General features: G+C 70.7%; 18 protein-coding genes and 1 tRNA gene. 15 read left to right on the top strand and 4 right to left on the bottom strand.

Going from position 1 to position 26,215, the window contains the following annotated elements; genetic code table 11:
- Window positions 1-7: 7 nt before the first annotated feature.
- From ABD256_RS03585 to ABD256_RS03575, 3 genes are all read left to right on the top strand, one after another.
- Window positions 8-2,314: a sodium-translocating pyrophosphatase gene (locus ABD256_RS03585; protein ID WP_344413308.1), complete on the top strand. Its 2,307-nt coding sequence runs from the start codon at window positions 8-10 to the stop codon at window positions 2,312-2,314.
- A 186-nt stretch (window positions 2,315-2,500) separates the two neighbouring features.
- On the top strand, window positions 2,501-3,130 hold the full coding sequence (locus tag ABD256_RS03580; protein WP_344413306.1) for a hypothetical protein: 630 nt from the start codon (window positions 2,501-2,503) through the stop codon (window positions 3,128-3,130).
- Window positions 3,131-3,190: 60 nt separating this feature from the next.
- Entirely contained in the window at window positions 3,191-3,817 is a 627-nt protein-coding gene (locus tag ABD256_RS03575; protein WP_344413304.1) for a hypothetical protein, read from the top strand.
- Between the two features lie 24 nt (window positions 3,818-3,841).
- Here the strand turns inward: ABD256_RS03575 and ABD256_RS03570 are convergent, their stop codons facing one another.
- Window positions 3,842-4,696: a trypsin-like serine peptidase gene (locus ABD256_RS03570; RefSeq protein ID WP_344413302.1), complete on the bottom strand. Its 855-nt coding sequence runs from the start codon at window positions 4,694-4,696 to the stop codon at window positions 3,842-3,844.
- 271 nt (window positions 4,697-4,967) lie between these two features.
- On the opposite strand from ABD256_RS03570, the gene topA reads away from it, so the two are divergent.
- The 5 genes from topA (at window position 4,968) to ABD256_RS03545 (ending at window position 12,986) form a co-directional block, all read left to right on the top strand.
- The gene (gene topA / locus ABD256_RS03565; protein WP_344413300.1) at window positions 4,968-7,793 is read left to right on the top strand and encodes a type I DNA topoisomerase; all 2,826 of its coding nucleotides are present in this window, start codon (window positions 4,968-4,970) and stop codon (window positions 7,791-7,793) included.
- Between the two features lie 73 nt (window positions 7,794-7,866).
- A complete protein-coding gene (locus tag ABD256_RS03560) occupies window positions 7,867-8,679 on the top strand; it encodes an ESX secretion-associated protein EspG (RefSeq protein ID WP_344413298.1) in 813 nt (270 codons plus the stop codon).
- A 230-nt stretch (window positions 8,680-8,909) separates the two neighbouring features.
- A complete protein-coding gene (locus tag ABD256_RS03555) occupies window positions 8,910-9,488 on the top strand; it encodes a hypothetical protein (RefSeq protein WP_344413296.1) in 579 nt (192 codons plus the stop codon).
- A 148-nt stretch (window positions 9,489-9,636) separates the two neighbouring features.
- Complete coding sequence (locus ABD256_RS03550; protein ID WP_344413497.1) at window positions 9,637-11,769, top strand: MFS transporter; 2,133 nt, start codon at window positions 9,637-9,639, stop codon at window positions 11,767-11,769.
- Entirely contained in the window at window positions 11,766-12,986 is a 1,221-nt protein-coding gene (locus ABD256_RS03545) for a DNA polymerase III subunit delta' (protein WP_344413294.1), read from the top strand. The genes ABD256_RS03550 and ABD256_RS03545 overlap by 4 nt, the downstream gene beginning before the upstream one ends.
- A gap of 157 nt (window positions 12,987-13,143) precedes the next feature.
- Here the strand turns inward: ABD256_RS03545 and ABD256_RS03540 are convergent, their stop codons facing one another.
- On the bottom strand, window positions 13,144-14,805 hold the full coding sequence (locus ABD256_RS03540) for a hypothetical protein (protein WP_344413292.1): 1,662 nt from the start codon (window positions 14,803-14,805) through the stop codon (window positions 13,144-13,146).
- Between the two features lie 138 nt (window positions 14,806-14,943).
- Here ABD256_RS03540 and ABD256_RS03535 point away from each other — a divergent pair.
- Window positions 14,944-15,017 (top strand) — tRNA-Thr (locus ABD256_RS03535).
- Window positions 15,018-15,089: 72 nt separating this feature from the next.
- Here ABD256_RS03535 and ABD256_RS03530 read toward each other — a convergent pair.
- On the bottom strand, window positions 15,090-15,530 hold the full coding sequence (locus ABD256_RS03530) for a GreA/GreB family elongation factor (protein ID WP_344413290.1): 441 nt from the start codon (window positions 15,528-15,530) through the stop codon (window positions 15,090-15,092).
- A 154-nt stretch (window positions 15,531-15,684) separates the two neighbouring features.
- On the opposite strand from ABD256_RS03530, the gene ABD256_RS03525 reads away from it, so the two are divergent.
- From ABD256_RS03525 to ABD256_RS03505, 5 genes are all read left to right on the top strand, one after another.
- A complete protein-coding gene (locus tag ABD256_RS03525; protein ID WP_344413288.1) occupies window positions 15,685-16,920 on the top strand; it encodes a M14 family metallopeptidase in 1,236 nt (411 codons plus the stop codon).
- A 34-nt stretch (window positions 16,921-16,954) separates the two neighbouring features.
- Window positions 16,955-17,485: a gamma carbonic anhydrase family protein gene (locus ABD256_RS03520; RefSeq protein ID WP_344413286.1), complete on the top strand. Its 531-nt coding sequence runs from the start codon at window positions 16,955-16,957 to the stop codon at window positions 17,483-17,485.
- A 61-nt stretch (window positions 17,486-17,546) separates the two neighbouring features.
- Window positions 17,547-19,556 carry an arabinofuranosyltransferase gene (locus ABD256_RS03515; protein WP_344413284.1) on the top strand — a complete coding sequence of 670 codons (2,010 nt, stop codon included), beginning with the start codon at window positions 17,547-17,549 and terminating at the stop codon, window positions 19,554-19,556.
- A gap of 152 nt (window positions 19,557-19,708) precedes the next feature.
- Entirely contained in the window at window positions 19,709-20,977 is a 1,269-nt protein-coding gene (locus tag ABD256_RS03510) for a serine hydroxymethyltransferase (RefSeq protein ID WP_344413282.1), read from the top strand.
- Between the two features lie 207 nt (window positions 20,978-21,184).
- Window positions 21,185-22,846, top strand: coding sequence for an MDR family MFS transporter (locus tag ABD256_RS03505; protein ID WP_344413280.1), 1,662 nt, complete (start codon window positions 21,185-21,187; stop codon window positions 22,844-22,846).
- A 66-nt stretch (window positions 22,847-22,912) separates the two neighbouring features.
- Here ABD256_RS03505 and ABD256_RS03500 read toward each other — a convergent pair whose 3' ends face one another.
- Window positions 22,913-23,431, bottom strand: coding sequence for an inorganic diphosphatase (locus tag ABD256_RS03500; RefSeq protein WP_344413277.1), 519 nt, complete (start codon window positions 23,429-23,431; stop codon window positions 22,913-22,915).
- Between the two features lie 162 nt (window positions 23,432-23,593).
- Here ABD256_RS03500 and dacB point away from each other — a divergent pair, with 162 nt between their 5' ends.
- On the top strand, window positions 23,594-25,957 hold the full coding sequence (gene dacB, locus ABD256_RS03495) for a D-alanyl-D-alanine carboxypeptidase/D-alanyl-D-alanine endopeptidase (protein WP_344413275.1): 2,364 nt from the start codon (window positions 23,594-23,596) through the stop codon (window positions 25,955-25,957).
- Window positions 25,958-26,215 lie beyond the last annotated feature (258 nt).

Genomic DNA, 26,215 nt, shown 5'->3' with positions numbered 1-26,215 from the left:
AGGACGGATGTCCCGGCAGTTCCTCGCGGAGGGCTTAGAGCTCTCCGGAGGTGACTACAGCATCGTGGCTGTGGTCGCCGTGGTCGCCCTTGCCGCACTCGTTGTTGGCTACTTCCTGCTGAAGGAGGTGCTGGCCGCCGGCCAGGGCACCTCCAAGATGCAGGAAATCGCCAAGGCGGTGCAGGAAGGCGCGGCCGCCTACCTCAAGCGGCAGCGGAACACACTCGCCATCTTCGGCGTCGTGGTGTTCCTGCTGCTGCTCGCCCTACCGGCCGAAGACGTCGGCGAGCGGATCGGCCGTTCGGTGTTCTTCCTGATCGGGGCGGGTTTCTCGTTCGCGATCGGCTACCTCGGCATGTGGCTGGCCACGCAGGCGAACCTGCGGGTGGCCGCCGCTTCGCGTGAAGAGGGCGGGCGGGAGAAGGCCACGCGCGTGGCCTTCCGCACAGGTGGCGCGGTCGGCATGGCGACCGTCGGTCTCGGGCTATTCGGTGCCGCGATCGTCGTGCTCGCCTACGCGGGCCAGGCGCCGAAGGTGCTCGAAGGCTTCGGGTTCGGTGCCGCGCTGATCGCGATGTTCATGCGTGTCGGCGGCGGTATCTTCACGAAGGCCGCCGACGTCGGCGCCGACCTGGTCGGCAAGGTCGAGCAGGGCATTCCCGAGGACGACCCGCGCAACGCCGCGACGATCGCCGACAACGTCGGCGACAACGTGGGCGACTGCGCCGGGATGGCCGCGGACCTGTTCGAGTCCTACGCGGTGACCCTGGTGGCCGCCCTGATCCTCGGCAGCGTCGCCTTCGGCACGAAGGGCCTGCTGTTCCCGCTGATCGTGCCTGCCATCGGCGTGATCACCGCGGTGATCGGCGTCTACATCACGAAGGCGAAGTCCACCGAGAGCGGACTGACCACGATCAACAAGTCGTTCTACATCTCGGCGCTGATCTCGGCGGTGCTGTGCACGATCGCCGCGTTCGTCTTCCTGCCCGGCTCGTTCGCCGGCTTCGGCGACTCGTTCGCGGGCACCGAGGGCAACCCCGCCGTGATCGCGACCTTCGCGGTGATCATCGGCATCGTGCTGGCCGGCATCATCCTGTGGCTGACCGGCTACTTCACCGGCACCGAGTACAAGCCCGTCAAGGACGTCGGGAAGTCGTCGGAAACCGGTGCGGCGACGGTCATCCTGTCCGGTCTCTCGGTCGGCTTCGAGTCCGCTGTGTACACCGCGATCGTGATCGGCGGCGCGGTGTTCGGCGCCTACCTGCTCGGCGGCACGGTGGCGCTGTTCGCCGTCGCGCTGGCCGGCACCGGCCTGCTCACCACGGTCGGCGTCATCGTCGCGATGGACACCTTCGGCCCGGTCTCGGACAACGCGCAGGGCATCGCGGAGATGTCCGGCGACGTCGACGAAAAGGCCGCGCAGACCCTCACCGAGCTGGACGCGGTCGGCAACACCACCAAGGCCATCACGAAGGGCATCGCGATCGCGACGGCGGTGCTGGCGGCGACCGCGCTGTTCGGCTCCTACCAGGACTCGATCAAGCAGGCGCTGCAGGACGTGTTCGCCAAGGGCGGCGACCCGAACTCGGTGCCGAAGTCGTTCATCGACAACATCGTCACGCCGAACACGCTGGTCGGCGTGCTGCTCGGCGCGGCGGTCGTGTTCCTGTTCTCCGGGCTCGCGATCAACGCGGTCTCCCGCGCCGCGGGCGCGGTGGTCTACGAGGTGCGCCGCCAGTTCCGGGAGATCGCCGGGATCATGGAGGGCACCGCGCGTCCCGAGTACGGCAAGGTCGTCGACATCGTGACCCGCGACTCGCTGCGCGAGCTGGCCACTCCCGGTCTGCTCGCCGTGTTCGCGCCGATCGCGGTCGGCTTCGGCCTCGGCACCGGCGCGCTCGCCGGGTACCTGGCGGGCGCCATCGCCACCGGCACGCTGATGGCGGTGTTCCTCGCCAACTCCGGTGGCGCGTGGGACAACGCGAAGAAGCTGGTCGAGGACGGCAACCACGGCGGCAAGGGCTCGCCGGGCCACGAGGCGACCGTCATCGGTGACACCGTCGGTGACCCGTTCAAGGACACCGCCGGCCCGGCGATCAACCCGCTGATCAAGGTGATGAACCTGGTCTCGCTGCTGATCGCGCCCGCGATCGTGCAGTTCTCGGTGGGACCGGACGCCTCGGCGGGGCTGCGCATCGCCATCGCGGTCGTCGCGGTGCTCGTGATCGCGGTCGCGATCGTGGTGTCCAAGCGCCGCGGCACCCAGATCGCGGACACGCCGAGCGACACCCCGGCCGGAGCGACCGCCTCCTGACCGGACGAACCACCGGAACGGGCCCGTCACGCGTCGTGCGTGCCGGGCCCGTTCCTTTCGTGCCCGCCCTCCTCCGGCGACACCTCGTGACGATCGCTCACGCCCCGTCGAGCCCGGCGACTTGCGTTAGGCCACTTGGCCGGTACCGTCGAGTCCGCTGCGCCCACAACCACGGGAGGTGTTCGCGTGCGGCCGGGAAAGACCGCTCTTGCCGCGCTGGTCTCGGTAATGGGACTTTCCCTTGTCGCCTGCGGGCAGCAGCCGCAAAGAGTTTCGCCGGGCGCCGCACCGGACGGCCCTGGCATTTCCCGTGGTGAAGCCGAGCAGCAGGCACCGACCGTGCGCTGGGCCGACGACTACTGCCTCGCGGTGGGCAAGCTCGTGCAGTCGCTGTCGTCGATGCCGGCGGTGGACCCGTCGAGCACGGAACGCGCGCTGCAGACCTCGAGCAAGCTCCTCGGCAGCATGCTGACCGGCCTCGACGACACGCTGCAGCAGCTCCGGCGGCTGCCGAGGTCTCCGGTGGAGGCGGGCGAAGGCGTGCGCGACACGGCGATCGAGACGTTCAGCGGCGCCCGCGCCAAGGTGGCCGCCGCGCGGCAGCGGGTCGATTCGACGCCGCCGGGCGATCCGTCCGCGAAGGACGCGCTGAGCGCCGCGAGCGGCCCGATCGACGAGGTGTCGAAGATCGAGCTTCTGGACGGGTTCACGAGCGTGCCGGAGCTGTCCACGGCGAGCGCCCAGGCCGTGTCGTGCCAGCAGCTGACGAACCACGGCGGGCCCTCGGCGAGCCTGAGCCGGCCGGGGACGCCCTGACCGCGATCCGCGCTGGCGTGGCGGCAGCCGAAATCGAACGGGTGTTCTATCCTGGCTGCCGTGGAGCAGCTGTCGTTCTTCTCTGCCGAGGCGAGCGGTCCGCGGATCGACGATCTCGCCGGGGTGCTGTGCGGGCACGGGCGGCTGGCCGTGTTCGGCCGGACGGCCGCGCGGCTGTCCGTGCCGATCGGTGACCGGTGGCGGGCCAGGGTGCTGGTCGGCGAGTTCGCGCTGCGCGGGGTGCGGGCCGAGGTCGTCGCGGCCGAGGACGGCCGCCTGCTCGTGCGCACCGCGTTCCGCGCCGATCTGCTGCCGATGTCCGCGGCTTGGGAGCGCGCGGGCGGCTCCGGGGGCCCAGAGGCGTCCGAGAAGGCCGTTCCGCCCGGTTTCCACCTCGATGGCGCGGTGCTGCGCCTGTGGGCGCTGGCGAGCGGCTGGCGGGCCGAGAAGGGGTACGTGCTGCCGCTGGACGAGGAGGCGCCGGAAACGCACGAACCGCTCGCCGCGGCGCTGCGGGGGTCCGGTATCGGCGGCAAGGCGCTCGGGCCGCGCGCGGGTGGCCCCGCGATCCGCGTCTCGGGACGCCGCCGGCTCGCCACGCTCGGCGAGCTGGTCGGCAAGGCCCCGCCGGAAGCAGAACTCGCCTGGCCGGAGGAGATCCCGGCCAGGCGAGCGGAGGCGTCCTGAAGACGTTTAGCGGGCTGAACGTCGCTACGGCTTCGGCAGCGTGCAACCCGGCTTGGCCAGGTCGATGCGGTTGCCGGCGGAAACGCAGTTCACGAACCAGTAGGTCTGCTGACCGTAGGTCAGGCCCTGCTCGTAGGTGACCTTCCCGTTCTGGTCGACCTCGCACGGGTTGTTGAGCGTGCACCGCTGGCCGTCGTCGTTGCCGGTGTTGTTGATGCCGACGACCTTGTTGGTGGCGTCGTCGGTGATCGGCGAGCCCGACGTGCCGTGGATCGTGTCGCACGTCGAGGTGTAGCGGATCGAGTCCTTCCAGGTCCAGGCGTCCTCGCGGAGCTGGTAGACGAACTTGTCGATCGAGCAGGACCAGGTGCGGGTGAAGTACCCGGACTTGATGCTGATCGCGCTGCCCGCGGCCGGCTTCGCGTCGGACAGCGTGAGCGCCTTGCCCTTGATCGAGCTCGCGATCGCGGCGTAGCTCTTGTCCAGCTGGTAGAGCGTCACGTCGGTGTCGGTCATCGTGCTGTAGGCGATCTTGCTGGCGCGCAGCGTGCCGAGGGACCGGCCGTTCTGGCCGAGCAGCGTCATCGTGCGGCTCGACGGCTTGTTCACCTGCACGACGCCGGGACCGGGCATCCCGTTCTCGTTGCAGTGCCCGTTCGTGAGCGCGAGCGCCGGGTCGGAGTCCTGCGACGCGGGGAGCCGCACGAGCGAGCCGGAGCAGTTGCTCAGCTTGATGATGCCGGTGTAGTCGACGGCCGCGGCACCGGGTCCCGGCGCGGCGGGCGCCGCGGCCGCGGTGGCCGGGATCGCGCCCATGGTCATGGCGAGCGCGGCCCCGGCGGTGGCGGTGCCGAGTACCCTGGCGAATCGCCTGGTCATAGTGGCTTCCTTTCGGGTGGTCGGTGCAGTCAGTCAACCGCTGGCCCGGCGGGGCCACCACCTGCGAACGGCGGGTATTCGCCCGGTCACGGCGGGCCCCCGCTGTCCTGGGTCGCTCGGCACGTGCTAGGTGTGGAATAGAAACGCCGTCGCCCTCGTGTTCGATGCGCAGGGAGTAACGCCAGACGGCGTGTTGCGCGACCTGAGCGCAGGACAGCGGCCTGATGAGTGCACACTGACGGGTCGGACAGGCGCCGCGAGGGCGGCGGGGATGAGCGGAGAGCGGGACAGCGTGGCTGGATCGGCACGGACCAACAAGAGCGGTACCGGTGCGAACGGCGCCGGGCGACGTCGGCTGGTCATCGTCGAGTCGCCGACCAAGGCCAAGAAGATCGCGCCCTACCTCGGCCGCAACTACGTCGTGGAGAGCTCGCGCGGGCACATCCGCGACCTGCCGCGCGGCGCGGCCGACGTGCCGGCCAAGTACAAGGGCCAGTCGTGGGCACGCCTCGGCGTCGACGTGGACAACGACTTCGAGCCGCTCTACATCGTCACCCCGGACAAGAAGGCCACGGTCACCGAGCTGAAGTCGCTGCTCAAGGACGTCGACGAGCTCTACCTCGCCACGGACCCCGACCGCGAGGGCGAGGCGATCGCCTGGCACCTGCTGGAGGCGCTCAAGCCGAAGGTGCCGGTACGCCGGATGGTGTTCCACGAGATCACCGAGCAGGCCATCCAGACCGCGGCGGAGACCACCCGCGAGCTCGACGGCGACCTCGTCGACGCGCAGGAGACGCGCCGCATCCTCGACCGGCTCTACGGCTACGAGGTCAGCCCCGTGCTGTGGAAGAAGGTCATGCCGAAGCTCTCGGCCGGCCGTGTGCAGTCGGTGGCGACCAGGATCGTGGTCGAGCGCGAGCGCGAGCGGATGAAGTTCACCTCGGCGTCGTACTGGGACATCGGCGCGACGATGGACGCGGGCGCCGACGCCACCCCGAGGAACTTCCCGGCCAGGCTGGTCTCCGTCGACGGCGCGCGGCTGGCCACCGGCCGCGACTTCGGCTCGGACGGCCAGCTCAAGGCGGCCTCGAGCAAGGCAGAGGTCCGGATCCTGGATGAGGCCGAGGCGAACCGCCTGGCCCAGGCCCTGCGGGCGCGCGACTTCAGCGTCACCAGCGTCGAGGAGAAGCCGTACACCCGGCGGCCCTACGCGCCGTTCATGACCTCGACGCTGCAGCAGGAAGCGGGCCGCAAGATGCGGTTCACCTCCGAGCGGACGATGCGGATCGCGCAGCGGCTGTACGAAAACGGGTACATCACCTATATGCGTACCGACTCGACGACGCTGTCGGAGACGGCGATCTCGGCGGCGCGCAGCCAGGCCACGCAGCTCTACGGCAAGGACTACGTCTCCGACAAGCCGCGCCAGTACACCCGCAAGGTGAAGAACGCGCAGGAAGCCCACGAGGCGATCCGGCCCGCCGGAGAGGTCTTCCGCACGCCCGGCCAGGTCGCGAAGGACCTCGACACCGACGAGTTCCGGCTCTACGAGCTGATCTGGCAGCGCACGATCGCCTCGCAGATGGCGGACGCCAAGGGCACCACGATGTCGGTGCGCATCACCGGAACCGCCACCAGCGGCGAGGAGTGCACGTTCTCCTCGTCCGGTCGCACGATCACCTTCGCCGGGTTCCTGAAGGCCTACGTCGAATCCGTCGACAGCGAGGCCGGCGGCGAAGCCGACGACAAGCAGAGCAGGCTGCCGAACCTGGTCAAGGACCAGGCGCTGACCGCCTCCGAGCTGACCCCGGACGGGCACACCACCTCGCCGCCGCCGCGCTACAGCGAGCCGAGCCTGATCAGCAAGCTCGAAGAGCTGGGCATCGGCCGCCCGTCGACCTACACCTCGATCATCAAGACCATCCAGGACCGCGGCTACGTGTGGAAGAAGGGTTCCGCGCTGGTGCCGTCCTGGATCGCGTTCTCCGTGGTCGGGCTGATGGAGCGGCATTTCGAGCGGCTCGTCGACTACGACTTCACCGCGGGCATGGAGGACGAGCTCGACCGCATCGCGGCGGGCGACGAGCAGCGCACGCAGTGGCTGTCGAAGTTCTACTTCGGCGGCGACATGGGCGTCGACGGGTCCATCGGGCGGCTCGGCGGGCTGAAGAAGCTCGTCGACGGCAGCGTCGAGGGGATCGACGCGCGCGAGATCAACTCGATCCCGATGTTCGCCGACTCCGACGGGCACGCGGTCGTGGTCAGGGTCGGGCGGTACGGGCCGTACCTCGAGCGCGAGGTGGACGGCGCGTCGCAGCGCGCGAACCTGCCGGAGGACCTGCCGCCGGACGAGCTGACCGCCGAGATCGCGGAGAAGCTGTTCGCGACGCCGCAGGAGGGCAGGGTGCTCGGCACCGACCCGGTGAGCGGCCACGAGATCGTCGCGAAGGAGGGGCGCTTCGGGCCGTACGTCACCGAGGTGCTGCCCGAGCAGGAGGAACTGCCGGAGACCGCCACCGCGGCCGAGAAGAAGGCGGCGAAGGCGAAGCGCCCGAAGCCGCGCACGGGCTCGCTGTTCAAGTCCATGGCGATCGAGTCGATGACGCTGGACGACGCGCTGAAGCTGCTCTCGCTGCCGCGCGTGGTGGGCAAGGACCCGGAGTCCGGTGACGAGATCACCGCGCAGAACGGGCGGTACGGGCCGTACCTGAAGAAGGGCACGGATTCGCGGTCGCTCGAGACCGAGCAGCAGATCTTCGACATCACCCTCGAGGACGCCCTGAAGATCTACGCCGAGCCGAAGCGCCGCGGGCGCCAGGCCGCCGCGAAGCCGCCGCTGAAGGAACTCGGCGACGACCCGGTGTCCGGCAAGCCGATGGTGGTCAAGGACGGCCGCTTCGGCCCGTACGTGACCGATGGCGAGTACAACGCGACCCTGCGCAAGGCCGACAGCATCGAGGAGCTGACCGCGGAACGCGGTGCCGAGCTGCTGGCGGAGAAGCGCGCGAAGGGCCCGGCGCCGAAGCGGAAGGCACCGGCCAAGAAGGCGGCCACGGCGAAGAAGGCACCGGCGAAGAAGGCGGCGGCCAAGAAGTAGTCCGCTCGTCCCTTCGGGTGATGCGAACACCTGTTCGACGAGAACTGTCGGTGGGGTGCGGTCTACTGTTCTCGTGGCAGAGAACCCAGTAACCGTGTTCGACCTGTTCGAGGATGCCGTCCGCCCGGTGCTCGAGGCGGTACCCCGGCGCGCCGTGGTGGAAGACTTGTACAACCCCGGAATCCGGGACGAGGACATCGGCAGGCCCGAGGCGGGGTCCGCCGATCCGGCCGATCTCGTCGCGGAGGCGGAGCGCTATCTCGTGCTGGCCGATTCCCTGGCGAGAATGGGCATCGGCGAGCACGGCGTGCTGAACGAAACGGGCCGCCGCGTCTATTCGGTGATGCTCAAGGGGCCGGTCAGGTCGGTGCTCAGCGGGGTGCACGAGAACGCGCCGTCCCCCTTGGACATCAGGGCGTACGCCGACGAAGAGGCGGGCATTCTCTGGTACTGGCGCGGCGACGGCACGGTGTCCATCCGCGGCAGCCTGTTCGAGGAGCTGCCGGACAAGATCGCCGAGCTGCTGCCGGAGCATCCGGCGGGGCACGGCAAGGCGATCCGGATCCGCGCCGGGCGCGAAGGCGTGGTCCCGGCGGCGCAGCGGCGCCAGGCCGACGCCGTGCGGGCGATGCTCGCGCGCCCCCGCACCGGCACGATCCTGCTCGACCTGATGGCGTTCGGCACGGTGTTCGCCGAGTACCCCCGCCACGGGTTCGCGGTGATCGACAACGACCTCGGCCGGTACGCGCTCGCGGTGCACGACACCGAGGGCGAGGGCGGCTCCCCGGACTGCTCGCTCGTGCTGTGCGAGTTCAGCGCCGAGGCGCTCGCGGGCTGGATCGACGTGTGCCTCGAGGTGGCGATGGGAGGTCGTGACGGCGACTGACGGAGTCTTCCGGCGCCGCGGAGCGCAGTGACGGTGATCACTCGTCCGGCCGATCCATTGAGGACAGTCCTGAAGCGACTTTCACGCACTGTCACCGGGTTCCCGCCGAACGGCCCAGTGCCCGCCCTTGCGCAGCGTAACCCCGGTGTTGCCCGATGGGCGGATGCGTCGCGCGGGGAAGTCACTACCCTGGAATACGGCAAAACCCGAGCCCGCAAAAGGTGGTCACCATGAGTCCCGCCAAGGACGCCGGTGAGTTCGGCCCGCTGTTCGACAGCGACGGCACCCAGGAAGCCAAGCCGGACAGGTCGTTCTCCGATCCGCTTGCCGGTCTGGTCTCGTCCAGCCCGGACTTCGGCGACCAGGACCGGTTCGAGCCGATCCAGGTCGCGGCGCCGGTGCAGCCGGACGTGGACGCGGTGAGGGCGATGGTCGATTCGACGCTCGCCGAGGAGACCGGCCGGCTGAGCGCGATCGCGACGGAGACGCCGGGCGAAGCGGCCGAGGACACCGCCGTGCCGCTGCAGGGCCCGGCGCCGCTGCCGGAGCATCCCGCGGGCACCGCGCCGGGCGAACCGCTGGGCATGCTGCCGCAGCAGCGCACCTGGCCGGCCCGCCAGGTGCTGCGGCCGGGCCAGCGCGCCGGCCGGATCGCGAAGTTCAAGCCGAGCGTCGCGCTCAAGGCGCCGAAGCCGTCGGCCGGATCGGCCGGGGTGATACTCGCCGTGGTGCTGCTCATCGTCTTCGGGGTACTCGCCATCCAGATGGTGTCCAGCCTGATCGACAGCATCACCGGCCTGTTCGACTGATCGTTCACCCCGCCGGGCTGCCCCGTTCGGCGTACCCCGCCACCGGTGCGCGGCGCCGGGCAGCGATACCCTGACGGCACGGTCGGCTGGCCTTGCGCGGGTCGCTGGCACGGCGGTGACGAGTGGGGTGGAGCCGATCAGCGAGGGCGTGCCAGGGGGCGCGACCGCCGGCGCGAAGGCGTCGGCGGTGTCCGGTGCGTCCACGATCTACCGGGTGCGCCGCGTGCTCGCCATCCGGTCCTTCCGCCGCCTGTGGGGCGTCACCTACCTCTGCAGCGTCGCCGACTGGCTGACCATCCTCGGCCTGACCGGCATGGTCACCAAGCTGACCCAGAACTACATGGCGCAGAACTTCGCCTTCACCGGCGTGCTGCTCACCGGCATCCTGCCCGGCCTGCTGTTCGCGCCGGTCGGGGGCATCCTCGCGGACCGGTTCGACCGCAGGAAGGTGATGTTCTTCGCCGACCTCGCCCGCTGCGGGCTGCTGCTGTCGATCGCGTTCGTCGGCAGCGGGCTCTGGCTCTACATCGCGAACTTCCTGGCCAGCGCCAGCGCGATCATGTGGATCCCGGCGAAGGACGCGGCGGTGCCCAACCTGCTGCGCAGGCCGGACCAGGTCGAGACGGCGAACCAGCTCGGCATGGTGATGACCTACGGGTTCGCGGTGATCACCGCGGGCGGGCTGTACGGGATCATCACCTACATCGGCCCGACGCTGCACATCTCGCCCGCGCTGCTCGGCCCGCTCGGCTTCGCCAGGGTCGTGGTGATCATCATTTCACTGCTCTACCTGGCCAGCGCGCTCATCGTGATCACCAGGATCCCGGAGCTTTCGCTGCGCGACGTGCACGGCACCGACGCGGCGAAGGCGGCCGAGGCCAAGCCGACCAAGGCCGACAAGAAGGCGGCCAAGGCGGAGAAGGCTGCCTCCGGTGAGAAACCGGGCCTGCGGGGGATGATCGGCGACGCGGCCAGGTTCATCCGCACCACCCCGCTCGTGCGGGGCCTGCTCATCGGCGCGTTCGGCGCGTTCGCGGCGGGCGGCGCGGTGATCGGGTCGGCCAAGCCGTACTCGTCGAGCCTGCTGGCGGGCGACTCCGCGTTCGGCTGGCTCGTGGTGGCGGTGTTCGCCGGGCTGGCGACCGGGATGGCCGGCGCGCCGAAGCTGGCGAGGCGGCTGCCGCACGACCGGCTCTTCGGCGCCGCGATCGTGGTCGCCGGGCTCGCGCTGCTCCTCGTCGCGTTGTCGCCGCACCTCGCGATCTCGCTGGTCACCGTGGCGGTCGTCGGCGCCTGCGCCGGTGCCGCCTTCCTCACCGGGGTCACGATCATCGGCTCGCAGGTCGACGACTCGATCCGCGGCCGCGTCAACGCGATGTACCAGTCGATGATGAAGCTGGTCGTGTTCGGCTCGACCGCGGTGGTCCCGCTGCTGATCGGCCTCGTCCGCCCGCAGGACGTCAACGTGTGGGGCAACGTCATCCGCATCGACGGCACCCGCCCGGTGATGCTCGCCGGCGGCCTGCTCGCCGCGCTGCTCGGCGTGATCGCCTACCGGCAGATGGACTCGCGGCGCACCGAGCCGATCCTCGCCGACCTCCGCAACGCCATCCGCAGGCGGCCGCGCCGCGTGAACGGCCTGCTGATCGCGCTGGAGGGCACCACCGCGACCGATACCGCGACGCAGGCCAGCAGGCTGGCCGAATGGCTGCGCGACGGCCCGCGCACCGTCGTGCTCGCCGCGGATCCCGCGCTCGACGACAAACGGCTCGCGACACTGGTTTCCGGCGCCTCCCTCTCCGGCGCGCGAGCGCAGGCACTGGCTGCCGCCGCGGTGCGCGCCGACATCGTGGAACGCGACATCCAGCCCGCGCTCGACGCCGGGGCCATCGTGGTGATGGAACGCTTCGTCGACTCGCCGCTCGCGCACCTGTCCGCCGTCGCCGGGCTGGACGCCGAGGAGCTCGAGGGCCTCGCCGACTGGGCGACCGGGAGGCTGCGGCCGGACGTCACCGTGCTGCTCGACGCCGAACCCGGCCACGAACCACCCGGCACCCGCACCGCCGACCAGCACTGGCGGGTGCAGCACCTGCTCGCCGAAATGGCGGCGGCCGATCCGGACCGCTACGTCGTCGTCGACGCCGAGGGCACCGACGACGAGGTGGCGGCGCGCGTGCGCACGGCCGTGCGGGCCGTGTTCGCTGGCAGGCGCGGCGGGCTGGTCCCGCCGGAACCGGTGCTGGCCACCGTCGACCGAACCCCCGAGGCGGACTCGAAATGACCGGTCCCACCGTCACCGCGCCCATCCGAGCCGGTGTCTGGTCCCAGCTCGTCGGGCAGGAGCCCGCGGTCGAGATGCTCGCCTCCGCCGCGACCGCGGCCGCGCGCATCGTCGACGGGGAACCCGTGACCGCGGGCGCGATGACGCACGCCTGGCTGCTGACCGGCCCGCCGGGGTCGGGGCGCTCGGTCGCGGCGCGCACGTTCGCCGCCGCGCTGGAGTGCACGACCGGGACCGGCTGCGGTGGCTGCACCGGGTGCCACACCGTGCTCGCCGGCACGCACGCGGACGTCAAGCTCGTGGTGCCGGAAGGGCTGTCGATCTCCGTCGCCGAAATGCGCGCGCTGGTGCAGGCCGCGGCGAGGAAGCCGACCACGGGCCAGTGGCAGGTCGTGATCATCGAGGACGCCGACAGGCTCACCGAAGGCGCCTCGAACGCGCTGCTCAAGGCCGTGGAGGAGCCGCCGGAGCGCACCGTGTTCCTGTTGTGCGCGCCGTCGGACCACCCGGAGGACGTGTCCGTCACGATCCGCTCGCGGTGCCGCCTCGTCACGCTGCGGACCCCGCCCGCCGAAGCGATCGCCCGCGTGCTCGCCGACCGCGACGGCGTCGAACCCCAGCTCGCCGCCTGGGCGGCGTCGGTCTGCGGTGGGCACATCGGCCGCGCCAGGCGGCTCGCGATGGACGAAAGTTCGCGCAAGCGCCGGTCCGCCGTGCTGCGCATCCCGCTCGGCCTCCGGCGCCCCGGTGACGTGTTCACGTGCGCGGAGGAACTGATCTCGGCGGCCGAGGCGGACGCCACCGAGGAGAGCAAGTCCCGCGACGAGAGCGAGCGCTCGGAGCTGCGGACGGCGATGGGCGGCGACGGCACCGGCAAGGGCGTCGCGGGGGCGAAGCGAGCGGCCGAGGCCGCGGTGAAAGCGCTTGAGAAGCGCCAGAAGTCCCGCGCGACCCGAACCCAGCGCGACACCCTGGACCTCGCGCTCGTCGACCTCGCCGGTTTCTACCGCGACGTGCTGGTCGCCTCCAGCGGAGCCAAGGCAGTGCTGAACCACCCGGACCACGCCTCCGAGGTCGCCTCGGCCGCGGCCCAGTGGAGCGCCGAATCCACCCTGCGCCGCCTCGAAGCGGTGCTCGCCTGCCGGGACGCGATCCTCTGGAACGTCAAGCCCCGCATCGCGGTGGAAGCCATGGTCACCGCCCTCCGCCAGGGCTGACCCGCCGACGACGTTTAGCCCGCTGAATGCGGGCCAGGGCCCCGCCCCCCGGCGGCCGCCCCCGAGCGCGTTTAGCCCGCGAACTGTACCGGGCCGAAAGAAGGGTGGCCGCTCGCGAGCTGGTCGCGGGCGGCCACCCTGGGGATATCCGGTTCGGTCAGTCGCGCGGGCGCGGTGACGGCTTGAACGGGCGCTGGGTCACCGGCACCGTGCGGCGACGGCGGCCTGGCATGGCCGCGACGAGTACCACGCCGACGAGCAGCATCGCCGTGCCGGACCAGAACAGCGGCACCGCGGAGTACGCCCCGGCGGTGTAGGCGAGGTTCTTGGGCGCCCCGCCCGGCTGCTCGCCGCCACCGGGCGCGGGCGCCGGGGGCTTGGTGGTGCCGCACTGCACGCCGCCGGTCGGCGCGTACGCCCTGGCCACCTGCTCGCCGAGGGAAAGCTGCGCCAGCGACGAGGGCAGCCCGTCCGCGATGTTCTTCGGCAGCAGGTTCTTGAGCCCGACGGTGGGGAGCACCTGCACGTCGAGCAACCTGGCCGAGGCACCGAGCTGGTAGCCCTTGAAGGGCGTCGTCATGTCGGTGCCCTTCTTGTCGAGGCCGGCCACGCTCAGCCGGAGCACACCGAGGTCGAGCACGAAGTTCTTGGCCGCGTCGGTCAGCGGTTTGACGCCGGCGCCGACCAGGTCGACGAGCCCGTTGACGATCGGCACGTTCTTGAGCTGGTCCGCACCGGCCTTCTGCGCGTCCAGCAGACCGCTGAGCGGCAGCCCGAGCGGGATCTCGGCAGGCTTGCTCGCGTCGAAGGTGAACAGCTCCTTGCCGCCGCTCATCAGCTTCAGCACCGGCGCGGTGTAGTCGACCTTCGACGTCTTCGCGTCACCGGTCGAGGTGACCTTCAGCGTCGGCTGGCTCGCCACCGCGACCGAGAACAGGCCGCCGAGGATGTCGACCTTCACCGCCTGCATGGTCGAGGTCGACTCGACGGCCTTGTTCTTCGTGCCTGGCATGTCGACGAGCTTCACCGTCGAGCGGGACGAAAGCGCGTTCGGCACGTTCACCAGCGAGCCCTGCGCCTGCGTCTGCCCGCCGCCGGAGAGCAGGCCACCGAGCGCGCTGAGCGGGTTCGCCGGGTTGAGGCCCTTCTCGACCTTGGCGCCGGCCGGCAGGTTCAGCTGGTCGAGCGAGAGCCCGCTGAGCGACGGGATGACGTTCAGCAGGGACAGGTTCGCCACCGACGTGCTGGCGTCGGAGATCGTGTCGACGCACGGGCCGAGCGTGTCGCTCCACCGCGCGTGCGCGCTGCCGTTGAGCAGCCCGATGTTCAGCAGCGGGTTCTGCGGCGCGTTGAGGCCGCCGCTGATCGGCTGCGGGTTGTCCGGCAGCGCGGTCTGCGCGAGGCTGCCGGGCGCCTGCGGGCTGTTCCCGGCGACGGAGAGGCCGAACGGGGTCGCCTGCGCGATCGCGCGTTCGTAGGTCAGGTACGACTCCGAGTTCGCTTGCGCGCTGGAGAGGCCGACGCCGCCTTCGAGGGCGGACTGCTTCGGCAGCTGCTCGCCGACGCCGGGCAGGATCGCGCCGGTGGTCACCGCGTTCGGCAGCAGCCGCAGCATGCCGAGCGCCGTGCCCGCCTCGCCGACGGCGTGCCCGAGCGGCTGCGGCTGCGACGGCGACGAAATGGGCGCCTGACTGGGATTCGCGGGCTGCGGGATCGGCGTGGTGGGGATGGTCGTATCGGCGAGCGCCGGTGTGGCGGACAGCGCGAGCATCGCTGCCGTCACGGGGAGAGCCAGCGTGCGGGGCAGGCGTCCGCGCATGGGTGGGGTCCTCCTGGAGACGTGTGCCGGCCTCGGGGTGACCGGCGTCATAGGAGGCTAACGACAATGGGTCCGAGAAGTGACGCGAGGGCCTACCGCTACACTGTTCTCCAACGGCGCGGGCTACCGACGCGCCTCGCCGCCTTAGCTCAGTCGGCCAGAGCGGTTCACTCGTAATGAACAGGTCAGGGGTTCGATTCCCCTAGGCGGCTCCGAAGAAAGGGCCCTCCGCGATTCGCGGAGGGCCCTTTCCCATGCTGGTGTTTTCACCCGATCGGCGCCGCTCAGTCGGGCGGGTCGAGCGCGAGGACGGTCGCGGTCAGGGTGCCGCCGGGGGTCTGGTAGCTGATCTTGTCGCCCTTCGCGCGGCCCTGCAGCGCCTTGCCGAGCGGGCTGTCCGCGGTGAGTTCGCCGTCTTCGCCCGCGACGGTCATCAGGCGCAGCGTCTCTTCGGACCCGTCTTCGTACTTCAGCTTGACGGTGGTGCCGTCGGGGAAGAAGCCGTTGTCCGCGGGGCCGTAGGTGAGCAGTTCGCTGATTTCGGTGATCCGGCGGTCCAGCCACGCCAGGTGCTCCGAGCGCTCCAGCACGTCGGCCTGGTCCGCGCTGTCGCCCGCCATGCCGCGTTCGTCCTGCGGGCTCGCGTTGGAAGCTCGCTGCGCGCGCAGCCGGGTCAGTTCTTCTTCCAGTTCGCGGCGAGCCTGTGCGCTCAGTCGGGATCCCATTCCCCGAGTGTCCGACGACGTGCGGGGCCGCGCCACCGAAGCGCGAGTGATGCGTAGCGCACCTTTAAATCCGTAGCGGTACGGATTGTTCGGTTTGCGCACCGTGTCCATCCTGGCTGGGGGAGTGCGGGCCAACCGAAGCGAGGAGAGAAAGATGCGCAGGAGACGAACACTGCTGGCTGCTTTCGCGGCGCTCGCCCTCGCGGTGACGACCGCCGCCACCGCTCCCGCCGGCGCGCAGCCCGGCGAAGGCAGGACCGTCTACGACGTGCTGGGCACCGCATCCCCCCAGTTGCGCACCGAGGTCGCCGGGTCGGGCGTGGACGTGCTGTCCGCGTCCGACACCGCCACCACGGTGGTCGCGACCGACGCGCAGGCGAACGCCTTGCGCGCACAGGGGTTCCGGCTCCAAGCGCGGGAGAAGGCGGCGCCGTCCTCGGCGGGCCCGTTCACCGCCGCGGCGGACTTTCCCGCCGGTGACGAGGGCTACCACACCTATGCCGAAACCGGTGCGGAGCTGCAGCAGACCGTGCGGGACCACGCCGCGATCACGGCGCTTTCGAGCGCGGGGAAGTCGTACGAAGGCCGCGACCTCCGGGTGCTCAAGATCAGCGACAACGCGGGCACCGACGAGAACGAGCCGGAGGTGCTGTTCACCTGCAACCAGCACGCGCGCGAGCACCTCACCACCGAGATGTGCCTGCGCATCGTGCAGCGGCTGACCGACGGCTACGCCACCGACCCGGCGATCAAGCGGATGGTGGACTCGACGGAGATCTTCGTGCTGCCGAGCGTGAACCCGGACGGCTCGGAGTACGACATCTCCGGCGGCCGCTATCACATGTGGCGCAAGAACCGGCAGGGCCAGGGCACCGACACCAACCGGAACTGGGGCTACAAATGGGGCTGCTGCGGCGGTTCCAGCGGCAGCCCGTCGGGCGAGACCTACCGCGGCACGGCCGCCTTCTCGGCGCCGGAGGCGAAGGCCGTGGCGAACTGGGTCTCGTCGCACAAGGCGGGCGGTGTGCAGCAGATCAAGACGCACATCGACTTCCACACCTACTCGGAACTCGTGCTGTGGCCGTACGGGTACACCTACAACGACACCGCGCCCGGCATGACCGCGGCCGAGGCGCAGCGGTTCGCGAGCCTCGGGAGGCAGATGGCGGGGACGAACGGCTACACGCCGGAGCAGTCGAGCGACCTGTACATCACCGACGGCTCGGTCAACGACTGGATGTGGTTCGAGCACAAGATCCTGAGCTACACCTTCGAGATGTACCCGCGCGGGGCGAACCCCGGCTTCTACCCGCCGGACGAGGTGATCGGCCGTGAGACCACGCGCAACGACAAGGCCGTCGACCTGATCGTCAACGCGGCGATCGGCTGAGCGGACCGGCGTGCGGGCGGCCTAGGGTGCTCGCATGCCGATCTTCTCCTTCGAGGGCCTGCGTCCCTCCGTGCACCCCGATGCCTGGATCGCCCCGACGGCCACGTTGATCGGTGACGTGGTCGTCGAGGCGGGCGCGTCCGTCTGGTACGGCGCCGTGCTGCGCGCGGACTTCGGCCGGATCATCGTGCGCGAGGGCGCGAACATCCAGGACAACTCCGTCGTGCACGTCAACGACGGCGTGTGCGAGATCGGGAAGAACGTCACGGTCGGGCACCAGTGCCTCGTGCACGACTGCACGATCGGCGAGCAGGCGCTGATCGGCAACGGGTCCACGGTGCTGGACAAGGCGCGGATCGGGGCGAAGGCGCTGGTCGCGGCCGGTGCCACGGTGACGCCGGGCGCGGTGGTGCCGGACGGGGTGATCGCGATGGGCAGCCCAGCCAAGAAGCACGTGCCGATGACGGACTCGGCGCGGGTGTGGGTCGAGCACAACGCGGAGGTTTACCAGCACCTCGCCCGGCGGCACGCGGAAGGCGTCGAGCGGCTCGACGTTCCGGAGTGAGCCACGTCACCGTCCGTGCCCGGCTGTGCGACCGCCGGGCACCGGCCGAGATAATCCGGGCATGTCCACTCCCCGCGCCCCTGGCGTGACTGCCGGTACCCGTCCGCTGGACCCGACGACGGAGCCCGGAGCGGTTGCCGAAACGGCCAGGGTGCGGCGGATCTTCACCGAGCTGCCGGTCGCCGTCCTCGCCGCGGCCGTGGTGAGCCTCCTGGTGCAGTTCGCGGTCAGAAAGCTGCATCTGCCGACCGCCTCGTTCCTGCCCTCCGCGCTGTCCGCGTTCAGCATCGCGGCCGCGGCGGCGGTCATCCTGTTCCTCGCCGCGCGTGCGAAGTGGCCGCGATGGGCGACCGTCGCCTCGTGGATCCTGCCGGGCACCGTCGGCACGGTGTGGCTTTCCTTTTCGCTCGCGGGAAGCAAGCTCTACCTCGGCGGGCTCGCCTGGGACCAGACGACGAGGGTGCAGTACCTCGAACGGCTCACCGACTCCGCCTCGCTCGCGGACCTCAACTACGCCGGGCTGCCGCCGTTCTACCCGGCGGGCTGGTTCTGGGTCGGCGGGCGGTTCGCGAACCTCTTCGGCTTCGAAGGCTGGGAGGCATACCAGCCCTTCGCGATCGTGACAATCGCCGCCGCGGCCGCGGCCGCGTTCGTGCTGTGGAGCGCGGTCGTCAGCAGGCGGACCGCGTTGCTGCTGGCGCTGGCCACCACGATCGTCGGGCTGCGCGGCCCGATCTACGAGCCGTACTCGTGGGCGCTGCTGGCGTTGCTGCCGCCGCTGGTGTTCATCGCGTGGGCGCTGTTCAAGGGAGCGGTGCGCGAGCGGGCGGACCGGGCCGAGGTGCTGGTGCCGATGGCCGTGGTCGGCGTGTTCCTCGGCATCGCGGGCGCGGTCTACACGCTGGTGTTCGGCTTCTTCCTGTTCCTGCTGGTGGCGTTCGCGGTGGCCGCCTTCCTCACCGCGCGGACCAGACGGCTGGCTCCCGCCGGGATCACGTTTCGCAGGCTAATCGCGCGCTTGGTGGGGATCGGGTTGTTCGCCCTGCCGTTCGTCGCGGCGGCCTGGGTGCCCTATCTCGTCGCGATGGTGACCCACCAGCCGGAGGGCAGCACCGCGCTGCGCTACCTGCCGGAAAACGGCGCGGAGTTCCCGCTGCCGATGTTCCACGCGTCGATATCGGGCGTGGTCTGCCTGGCCGGCGCGGTCTGGCTGCTGTTCGTGTGGCGCCGTTCGGTGGCCGCGCGCGTCCTCGCCGGGCTCGCTGGCCTCTGCTACGCCTGGTACGCGCTTTCGATGCTGGCGAGCGTGCGCCAGCTGACGCTGCTGCCGTTCCGGATCGAGCCGCTGCTCGAGGTGACGTTGTGGTGCGCGGGCGTGCTCGCCGGCGTCGAACTGCTGCGCTGGGTGCTGCCGCGGTTCGGCCACCTCTTCGACCACGTGCCGACGCCGTCGTGGATGACGCCGAGCCGGGTCACCGGCCGCAACGCGGCCGCGGGCGTGCTGGCGCTGCTGTGCGTGGTGTCCGGCACCCAGACCGCGGACAAGGTCCCGCTGATGCCGGGGTTCCTCTTCTCGGCGTTCGCCGACTACGACCTGACCGGCACCAACGCGCACGGCCACCGCGACCCGGAGAAGGACGGCTACTACCTGCCCAAGCTCGCGAGCACCGTGGAAAGCATGGGCGGGGCGAAGCCGGTGGTCCTCACCGCGTTCAACGACCTGCTCTCGGTGCGCCCGTACTACGGCTTCCAGACCACGATCTCCGGCTGGGCCAACCCGCTCGCGGACTACAACGCGCGCGCTGCGGAGATCGAGGCGTGGACGAAGTCCGGATCGGCGGCCGAGCTGGTCCGCAAGCTGGACGCGAGCAAGTTCCGCGCCCCGGACGTGTTCGTGCTGCGGCGGGACGGCGATTCGCTGATGCTGACGCTGACGTACGACCTGTACCCCGGCATGGAGAACATCGGGTACCGGAACGTGTCGTTCCCGGCGAAGCTGTTCGACGGCCCGAGTTTCCACCGCGAGAACGTCGGCCCGTTCGCGGTGATCGGGCGCGCGCACCCGGCTTGATTCCCGGTGACCGGGCGCACTCGCCACGCGCCCGGTCACCGATACACTCCGGGCGCAGCAGCGACTGGCGCATCGAGGTGGAGCACCACCGGGGAGCGGACGACCAGCCGGCACCGCGCGCCTGGGTGCGGCCGCAACGGCAGGAGCACGTCATGAGCCATCAGCCCGCCATTCCGGCACTCGCCGCCGCCGATCCCGAAGTCGCGGGGCTCGTCGAGGACGAAGCCAAGCGCCAGCACGAAAAGATCCGGCTCATCGCGTCGGAGAACTACGTTTCGCAGGCCGTGCTCGAAGCCACCGGCACCGTGCTCACGAACAAGTACTCCGAGGGCTACGCGGGCAAGCGCTACTACGAGGGCCAGCAGCTCATCGACCAGGTCGAGACGCTCGCGATCGAGCGGGCGAAGTCCGTGTTCGGCGCCGAGCACGCCAACGTGCAGCCGTACTCCGGTTCCCCGGCGAACCTCGCCGCGTACCTGGCGTTCGCCAAGCCGGGCGACACCGTGCTCGGCATGGCGCTGCCCGACGGCGGGCACCTCACGCACGGCTGGAGCGTGTCCGCGACCGGCAAGTGGTTCACGCCGGTGCGCTACGGCGTCGGCAAGGAGACCGGCCGCGTCGATCTCGACCAGGTGCGCGACCTCGCGCGCGAGCACCGGCCGAAGCTGATCTTCGCGGGTGGCACCGCGATCCCGCGCACCATCGACTTCCCGGCCTTCGCGGAGATCGCCCGCGAGGTCGGCGCCGTGCTCGTCGCCGACATCGCGCATATCGCCGGCCTGGTCGCGGGCGGGGCGCACCCGTCGCCGGTGGGGCACGCGCAGGTGATCACCACGACCACGCACAAGACCCTGCGCGGGCCGCGCGGCGCGATGATCCTCTCCGACGCCGAGCACGCGAAGGCCGTCGACAAGGCGGTGTTCCCCGGGCTGCAGGGCGGGCCGCACAACCACACCACCGCGGCGATCGCGGTGGCGCTCGGGGAGGCCGCGAAGCCGTCGTTCGCCGACTACGCGCACGCCATCGTCGCCAACGCGAAGGCGCTCGCCGAGGCACTCGTCGAGCGCGGCTACGACCTGGTGTCCGGTGGCACCGACAACCACCTGCTGCTGATCGACCTGACGAACAAGGGCGTCGCGGGCAAGCCCGCCGCGCAGGCGCTGGACCGCGCCGGGATCGAGCTGAACTACAACACCGTGCCGTTCGACCCGCGCAAGCCGTTCGACCCGTCCGGCATCCGGCTCGGTACCGCGGCGATCACCACGCGCGGGCTGCGGCCGGAACACCAGCCGCAGGTCGCCGAGTGGATCGACCGCACGGTCGCCGCCGTGGCGAAGGACGACGAGGCGGCACTGCCCGCGATCGCCGCCGAGATCCGCGAGCTGCTGGCGTCGTTCCCGATCCCCGGCTACACCGCCTGACGCTCTTCCCGAGACGCCTGCTCTGTCGCGGAGCGGGCTCGGGCTCCGTCCCACCCTGCTCGCTGAGTGCGTTTAGCGGGCTAAACGCACTCAGCGAGAGCAGGGTCACAGGGCAGTTGCTTGCTCGATACAAGCTTTTAGGGAACACTTGCGCTCAACAAGTAGTTGAGTTCTACAAGCAACTACGATGAGACCTCGGAGGGCCCCATGAGCGCAACCACCACGGCGGAGGGAGAAGCCGCTGCGAAAGGCAGGCTCTCCCACCGCCAGATCCTGACCGTGCTGTCCGGGCTGATGCTCGGCATGTTCCTCGCCGCACTCGACCAGACGATCGTGTCGTCGGCGATGAAGACGATCGCCGACGAGCTGCACGGCCAGAGCCTGCAGGCGTGGGCGACGACCGCGTACCTCATCACCGCGACCCTTTCGACGCCGCTGTACGGCAAGCTGTCCGACCTCTACGGCCGCAAACCCATGTACCTGACGGCGATCACGCTGTTCCTGGCCGGTTCGCTGGCCAGCGGGATGGCGGGCTCGATGTACGAGCTGGCCGCGTTCCGCGCGTTCCAGGGCCTCGGTGCCGGTGGCCTGATGTCACTGGCGCTGGCGATCATCAGCGACATCACCGCGCCGCGCGAGCGCAGCAAGTACCAGGGCTACTTCATGGCCGTGTTCGGCATCTCGAGCGTCGCGGGCCCGGTCGTCGGCGGGTTCTTCGCCGGCCTCGACTCCTTCGCCGGCATCACCGGCTGGCGCTGGGTCTTCCTGGTCAACGTGCCGATCGCGCTCGCCGCGCTGGTCGTGGTGAGCAAGGTGCTGAACATCCCGCACACCCGCGTCGCGCAGAAGGTCGACTACTGGGGCGCGGTGACGCTGACCGCCGGGCTCGTCCCGCTGCTGATCGTGGCCGAGCAGGGCCGCGAATGGGGCTGGGGATCGGCCGCCTCGCTGGTCATGTACGCCATCGGCGCGCTGGGTGTCGCCGCGTTCATCTGGCAGGAGCGCCGCATGGGCGACGCCGCGCTGCTGCCGCTCCGGCTGTTCAAGCGGCCGGTGTTCCGGGTGGCCACGATGGTCACGGTCGTGCAGGGCGTCGGGATGTTCGGCGCGATGATGTCGCTGCCGCTGTACCTGCAGATCGTCAAGGGCGCGACCCCGACCGCGGCCGGGCTGCAGATGCTCCCGCTGACGCTGGGCATCATGGTCGCCAGCCTGACCAGCGGCAGGGTGATCTCGCGGACCGGCAGGTACAAGGCGTTCGCGGTGGCGGGCCTCGGCATCATGTCGGCCGCGCTGTTCCTGCTCGCCACGATCGGCGTGGACACCCCGATGGCCGTGGTGATGGCGATCGCGTTCCTGATCGGACTCGGACTCGGCGCCTCGATGCAGACGCTGCAGCTGGCCGCGACGAACGACGTCCCCGCCCGCGACATCGGCGTGGCCACCTCGTCGGCGACGTTCTTCCGGCAGATCGGCGGCACCGCGGGCACCGCGGTCTTCCTGTCGATCCTGTTCGGCGTGGTCGGCGACCGGATCGCGGCCGCGGTCCGCACGGCGATGGCGACCCCGTCCTACGTCGCGGCGCTGGCCGCACACCCGGAGTTCGCGCAGAAGATGGCAGGCGGGATGGACGTCAACGACACGTCGTTCCTGGCCACTCTCGACCCGGTGCTGGCACGCCCGATCCTGGAAGGCTTCGCCAGTTCGATGAGCACCGTCTTCCTGGTCGGCGGGATCGTGCTGGCCGCGGGCTTCGCGCTGGTGTGGCGGCTCAAGGAGAACCCGCTCTCCGACAAGTCCGCGCTGGCGCAGCGCGCCGAGGAAGACGCTGCGGGCGCGGCCAAGCCGGAACCGGCGCTGGCGCACTGACACTGCCCGGAACCGAACGAAGGCCCTTCACCAGCCAGGTGAAGGGCCTTCTTCGCGAGGAGGGGCTCAGTGCTCCGCGGGACCGTCGACGGCCTCCTTGGCCAGCCGGTCCTTCTCGCGCTCGTACGACCGCACGATCTCGGCCTCGGCCTCGGTCCGGCCGACCCAGGCGGAGCCCTCGACGCTCTTCGCGGGCTCGAGATCCTTGTACACCTGGAAGAAGTGCTCGATCTCGAGCTTGTGGAACTCGTTCAGGTGGTGGATGTCGCGCAGGTGCTCCAGGCGCGGGTCGTCCGACGGGACGGCGAGAACCTTGTCGTCAGGGCCCTTCTCGTCGGTCATCCGGAACATCCCGATCGCGCGGCAGCGGATCAGGCACCCGGGGAAGGTCGGCTCCTGCACCAGGACCAGCACGTCCAACGGGTCGCCGTCCTGGCCGAGGGTGTCGTCGATGAACCCGTAGTCGGCCGGGTACTGGGTGGCCGTGAACAGGGTGCGGTCCAGCTTGATGCGCCCCGTCTTGTGGTCCACTTCGTACTTGTTGCGTTCCCCTTTGGGGATTTCGATCGTGACGTCGAATTCCACGCCGTCCTCGCTGCTCTGAAGTCAAGGCGTGCCACGCGTCGCGGGCGGCGCACCGTTTTGCTTGATTTGACTTCACTAGTGTGGACTACGCACCGCGGTGAAGTCGCACGGATGTCGTATTGACCTCACCCCTATCGAGACCCATACCGACCGGGAGGGCGCGTGCCCGAGCAGGAAGAACCGTTGTGGCCGTCCGACGATTCGGACGGTGGCGACGGCGCGCGCGAGGCCGACGGGGCCAGCACAGCTCAGCTTCCCGTGCCGAAGGTCACTTTTTCCGAGTCGCAGACCGCCTGGATCGAAAGGCCGAAGCAGGCAGAGGAGCGCGAGGCGCGGCCCGCGTCGCTGTTCCAGCCCGCCTCGGAACCCCAGCGCCCTGCGGGAACGCTTTTCACTCCCGGTCACGAGCCCGGACCGGCGTCGACGCGAACCCCTCCGTCACTGCCGCCACCGCCGTCACCTCCGGTGCCTTCGCGGCCGCAGCGCGCCGAGCCGCCCCAGGACCAGCAGGACTTCGGGAAGAAGGACTGGTTCGCCTCCGCGCCGCCGCTCCGGCAGGAGCCTCCGGCCCCGTCGCCCGGCCAGCCTGGTGACCGCGCATCGAACCGGCCCCCGGAGCAGCCTTGGCCGCAGCGGGAGCCCGAGCCGCCGCAGGTGCGGCCGAGGCGTCCCGCGTCGCTGAACCCCGACCTCGGTGAAGACGGTGGTCACCCGCGTGGTCACGACGCGCGGCAGGCAGAGCATCCCGAAAGCGATACCCAGCAGCTGCCCGTCGACGGCCGGCCGCGCCAGCCTCAGCAGCAGCCGCAGCAACCGCGACAACAGCCGCAGTACCAGCAGCAACCGGATCAGCCCCGGCCGGTCTGGCAACGGGGCGAGGAGACACCCGGCAGGGCCGAGGGCTTCCCCGAGCACGAGACCCAGCAACTCCCGGTAGGGCCGCCGCCACCGCAGCCGCGTCAGGAAGAGCGGCGCGTCGACGGCCCGCCGCAGCTGCCTCCGGTGCCGCCCGCGCCGCACGCCCTTCCCGTCCGCATCGACCCGTCTGGCGATCTTCGCCCGGCCGAGGCGACGACGGGTGCCGAGCCGCCGTCGCGCACGCCGGTGGACGAATCCTCGCCGGAGCCGCCGCCGAAGAAGCGGAAGCGGCGGGGGCTCCTGATCGGCGCGCTCGCGCTGGTGCTCGTGGTCGCGGTCGGGGTGGCGCTCGCGCTGCCCGCGGTGTCGAACCGGCTCGCCCTGCCTTGGGCGCCGAACGCGCCCAAGGCGGCTGAGCCGTCGCCAGTGCCGGTCGCGCTGCAGCTGAAGGGACCCGACACCAGCAAGGCGGCGCCGACCCCCGCGGCCGTGCAGGCCGCGTTGGCCGGGCCCGCCGGCAACACCGCGCTCGGCACGCTCACCGGCAGCGTGCTCGACCCGGCGACCGGCACCACGCTGTGGGACCGCAACCCCGGTCAGCCGCTGACCCCGGCGTCCACCACGAAGCTGCTCACCACCGCCGCCGCGCTGCTCGCGCTCGACCACGGTGCGCAGATTTCGACGAAGGTCGTGCAGGGGGCCTCGCCGGACACGGCCGTGATCGTCGGTGGCGGGGACGTCACGCTGTCCTCGCTGCCCAAGGGCAAGGACCCCCTCTACCCCGGTGGCGCACATCTCGACGATCTCGTCGAGCAGGTGAAGAACTCGTCCGGCGGGCAGATCAAGAAGGTCCAGATCGATTCGTCGCTCTTCTCCGGGCCCACGACGGCCCCCGGTCTCGCCGCGGGCGACGTGCCGACCTACACCGCGGCGATGGTGCCCGCGATGCTCGACGCGGGCAGGCTCGATCCGAGTGACGACCACTCCGCGCGGACCCCGAACCCGGCCGCCGATCTGACCAGGCAGTTCGCCGAGCGGCTCGGCGCGAACGTGGCTGGCACGATGAACGCCACCGCGCCGCAGGGCGCGAAGGTGCTCGGCGAAGTGAAATCGGCGCCCATCACGGAACTCGTCAGCCAGCTGCTGCAGGCCTCCGACAACACCCTCGCCGACGCGGTGGCGCGCCAGACCGCGATCGCGACCGGTAAGCCGGCCACGTTCGAAGGCGGCGCGGCGGCGACCCTCGATGTGTTGAGGCAGCACAAGTTCGACCTCGGCGGCGTCGAGCTTTCCGACAACAGCGGACTGTCCACTTTGAACAAGGTGCCGTCGAAGGTGCTCGCCGAGATCGTCGGCGCCGCGGCCGCGCCGGAGGGGAAGGACGAGCGCTCCGCGAAGCTGCGGCCGATCCTCGTCGGGCTGCCGGTGGCGGGCGGCACGGGCACGCTCGCCTCCCGCTACGCCGACGGGAACTCGTCCGGGGGCAAGGGCTTGGTGCGCGCCAAGACCGGTTCGCTGTCGGGGGTGAACACGCTCGCCGGTGTCGTGCTCGACAACGACGGCAGGGTCCTGGTGTTCGCGCTGATGTCGAACGGCGGGTCGACCGACCCCAGCCGGAAGGCGCTCGACGCGATCGCCGCCAAACTCAAAACCTGCGGCTGCACCTGACCCACGACGTTTAGCCCGCGAACTGCACTCCAGCCCACCCACGGCCCGGTTCGCTCGCCGACGACGTTTAGCCCGCGAACTGCACTCCGCGACCCACGCCCCCGCCCCCATTTCGCGCGCCTACGGGAGGTCCACTCGCCCGCCTACCCCCCGAGTGCCGCGAGGCCCGCGCCGAAGGCGCGGTCACTCCCAACCAGCCACCCACCCGGCGACCCGGCGCGCCCCGCGCGCCGGGAGCGTGCAAGTCGGTCGCAGGGC

Source organism: Amycolatopsis minnesotensis, from assembly GCF_039529815.1.
GTDB classification, from domain to species: Bacteria; Actinomycetota; Actinomycetes; order Mycobacteriales; family Pseudonocardiaceae; genus Amycolatopsis; species Amycolatopsis minnesotensis.
This window is presented reverse-complemented; position numbering and strand designations above follow the sequence as displayed.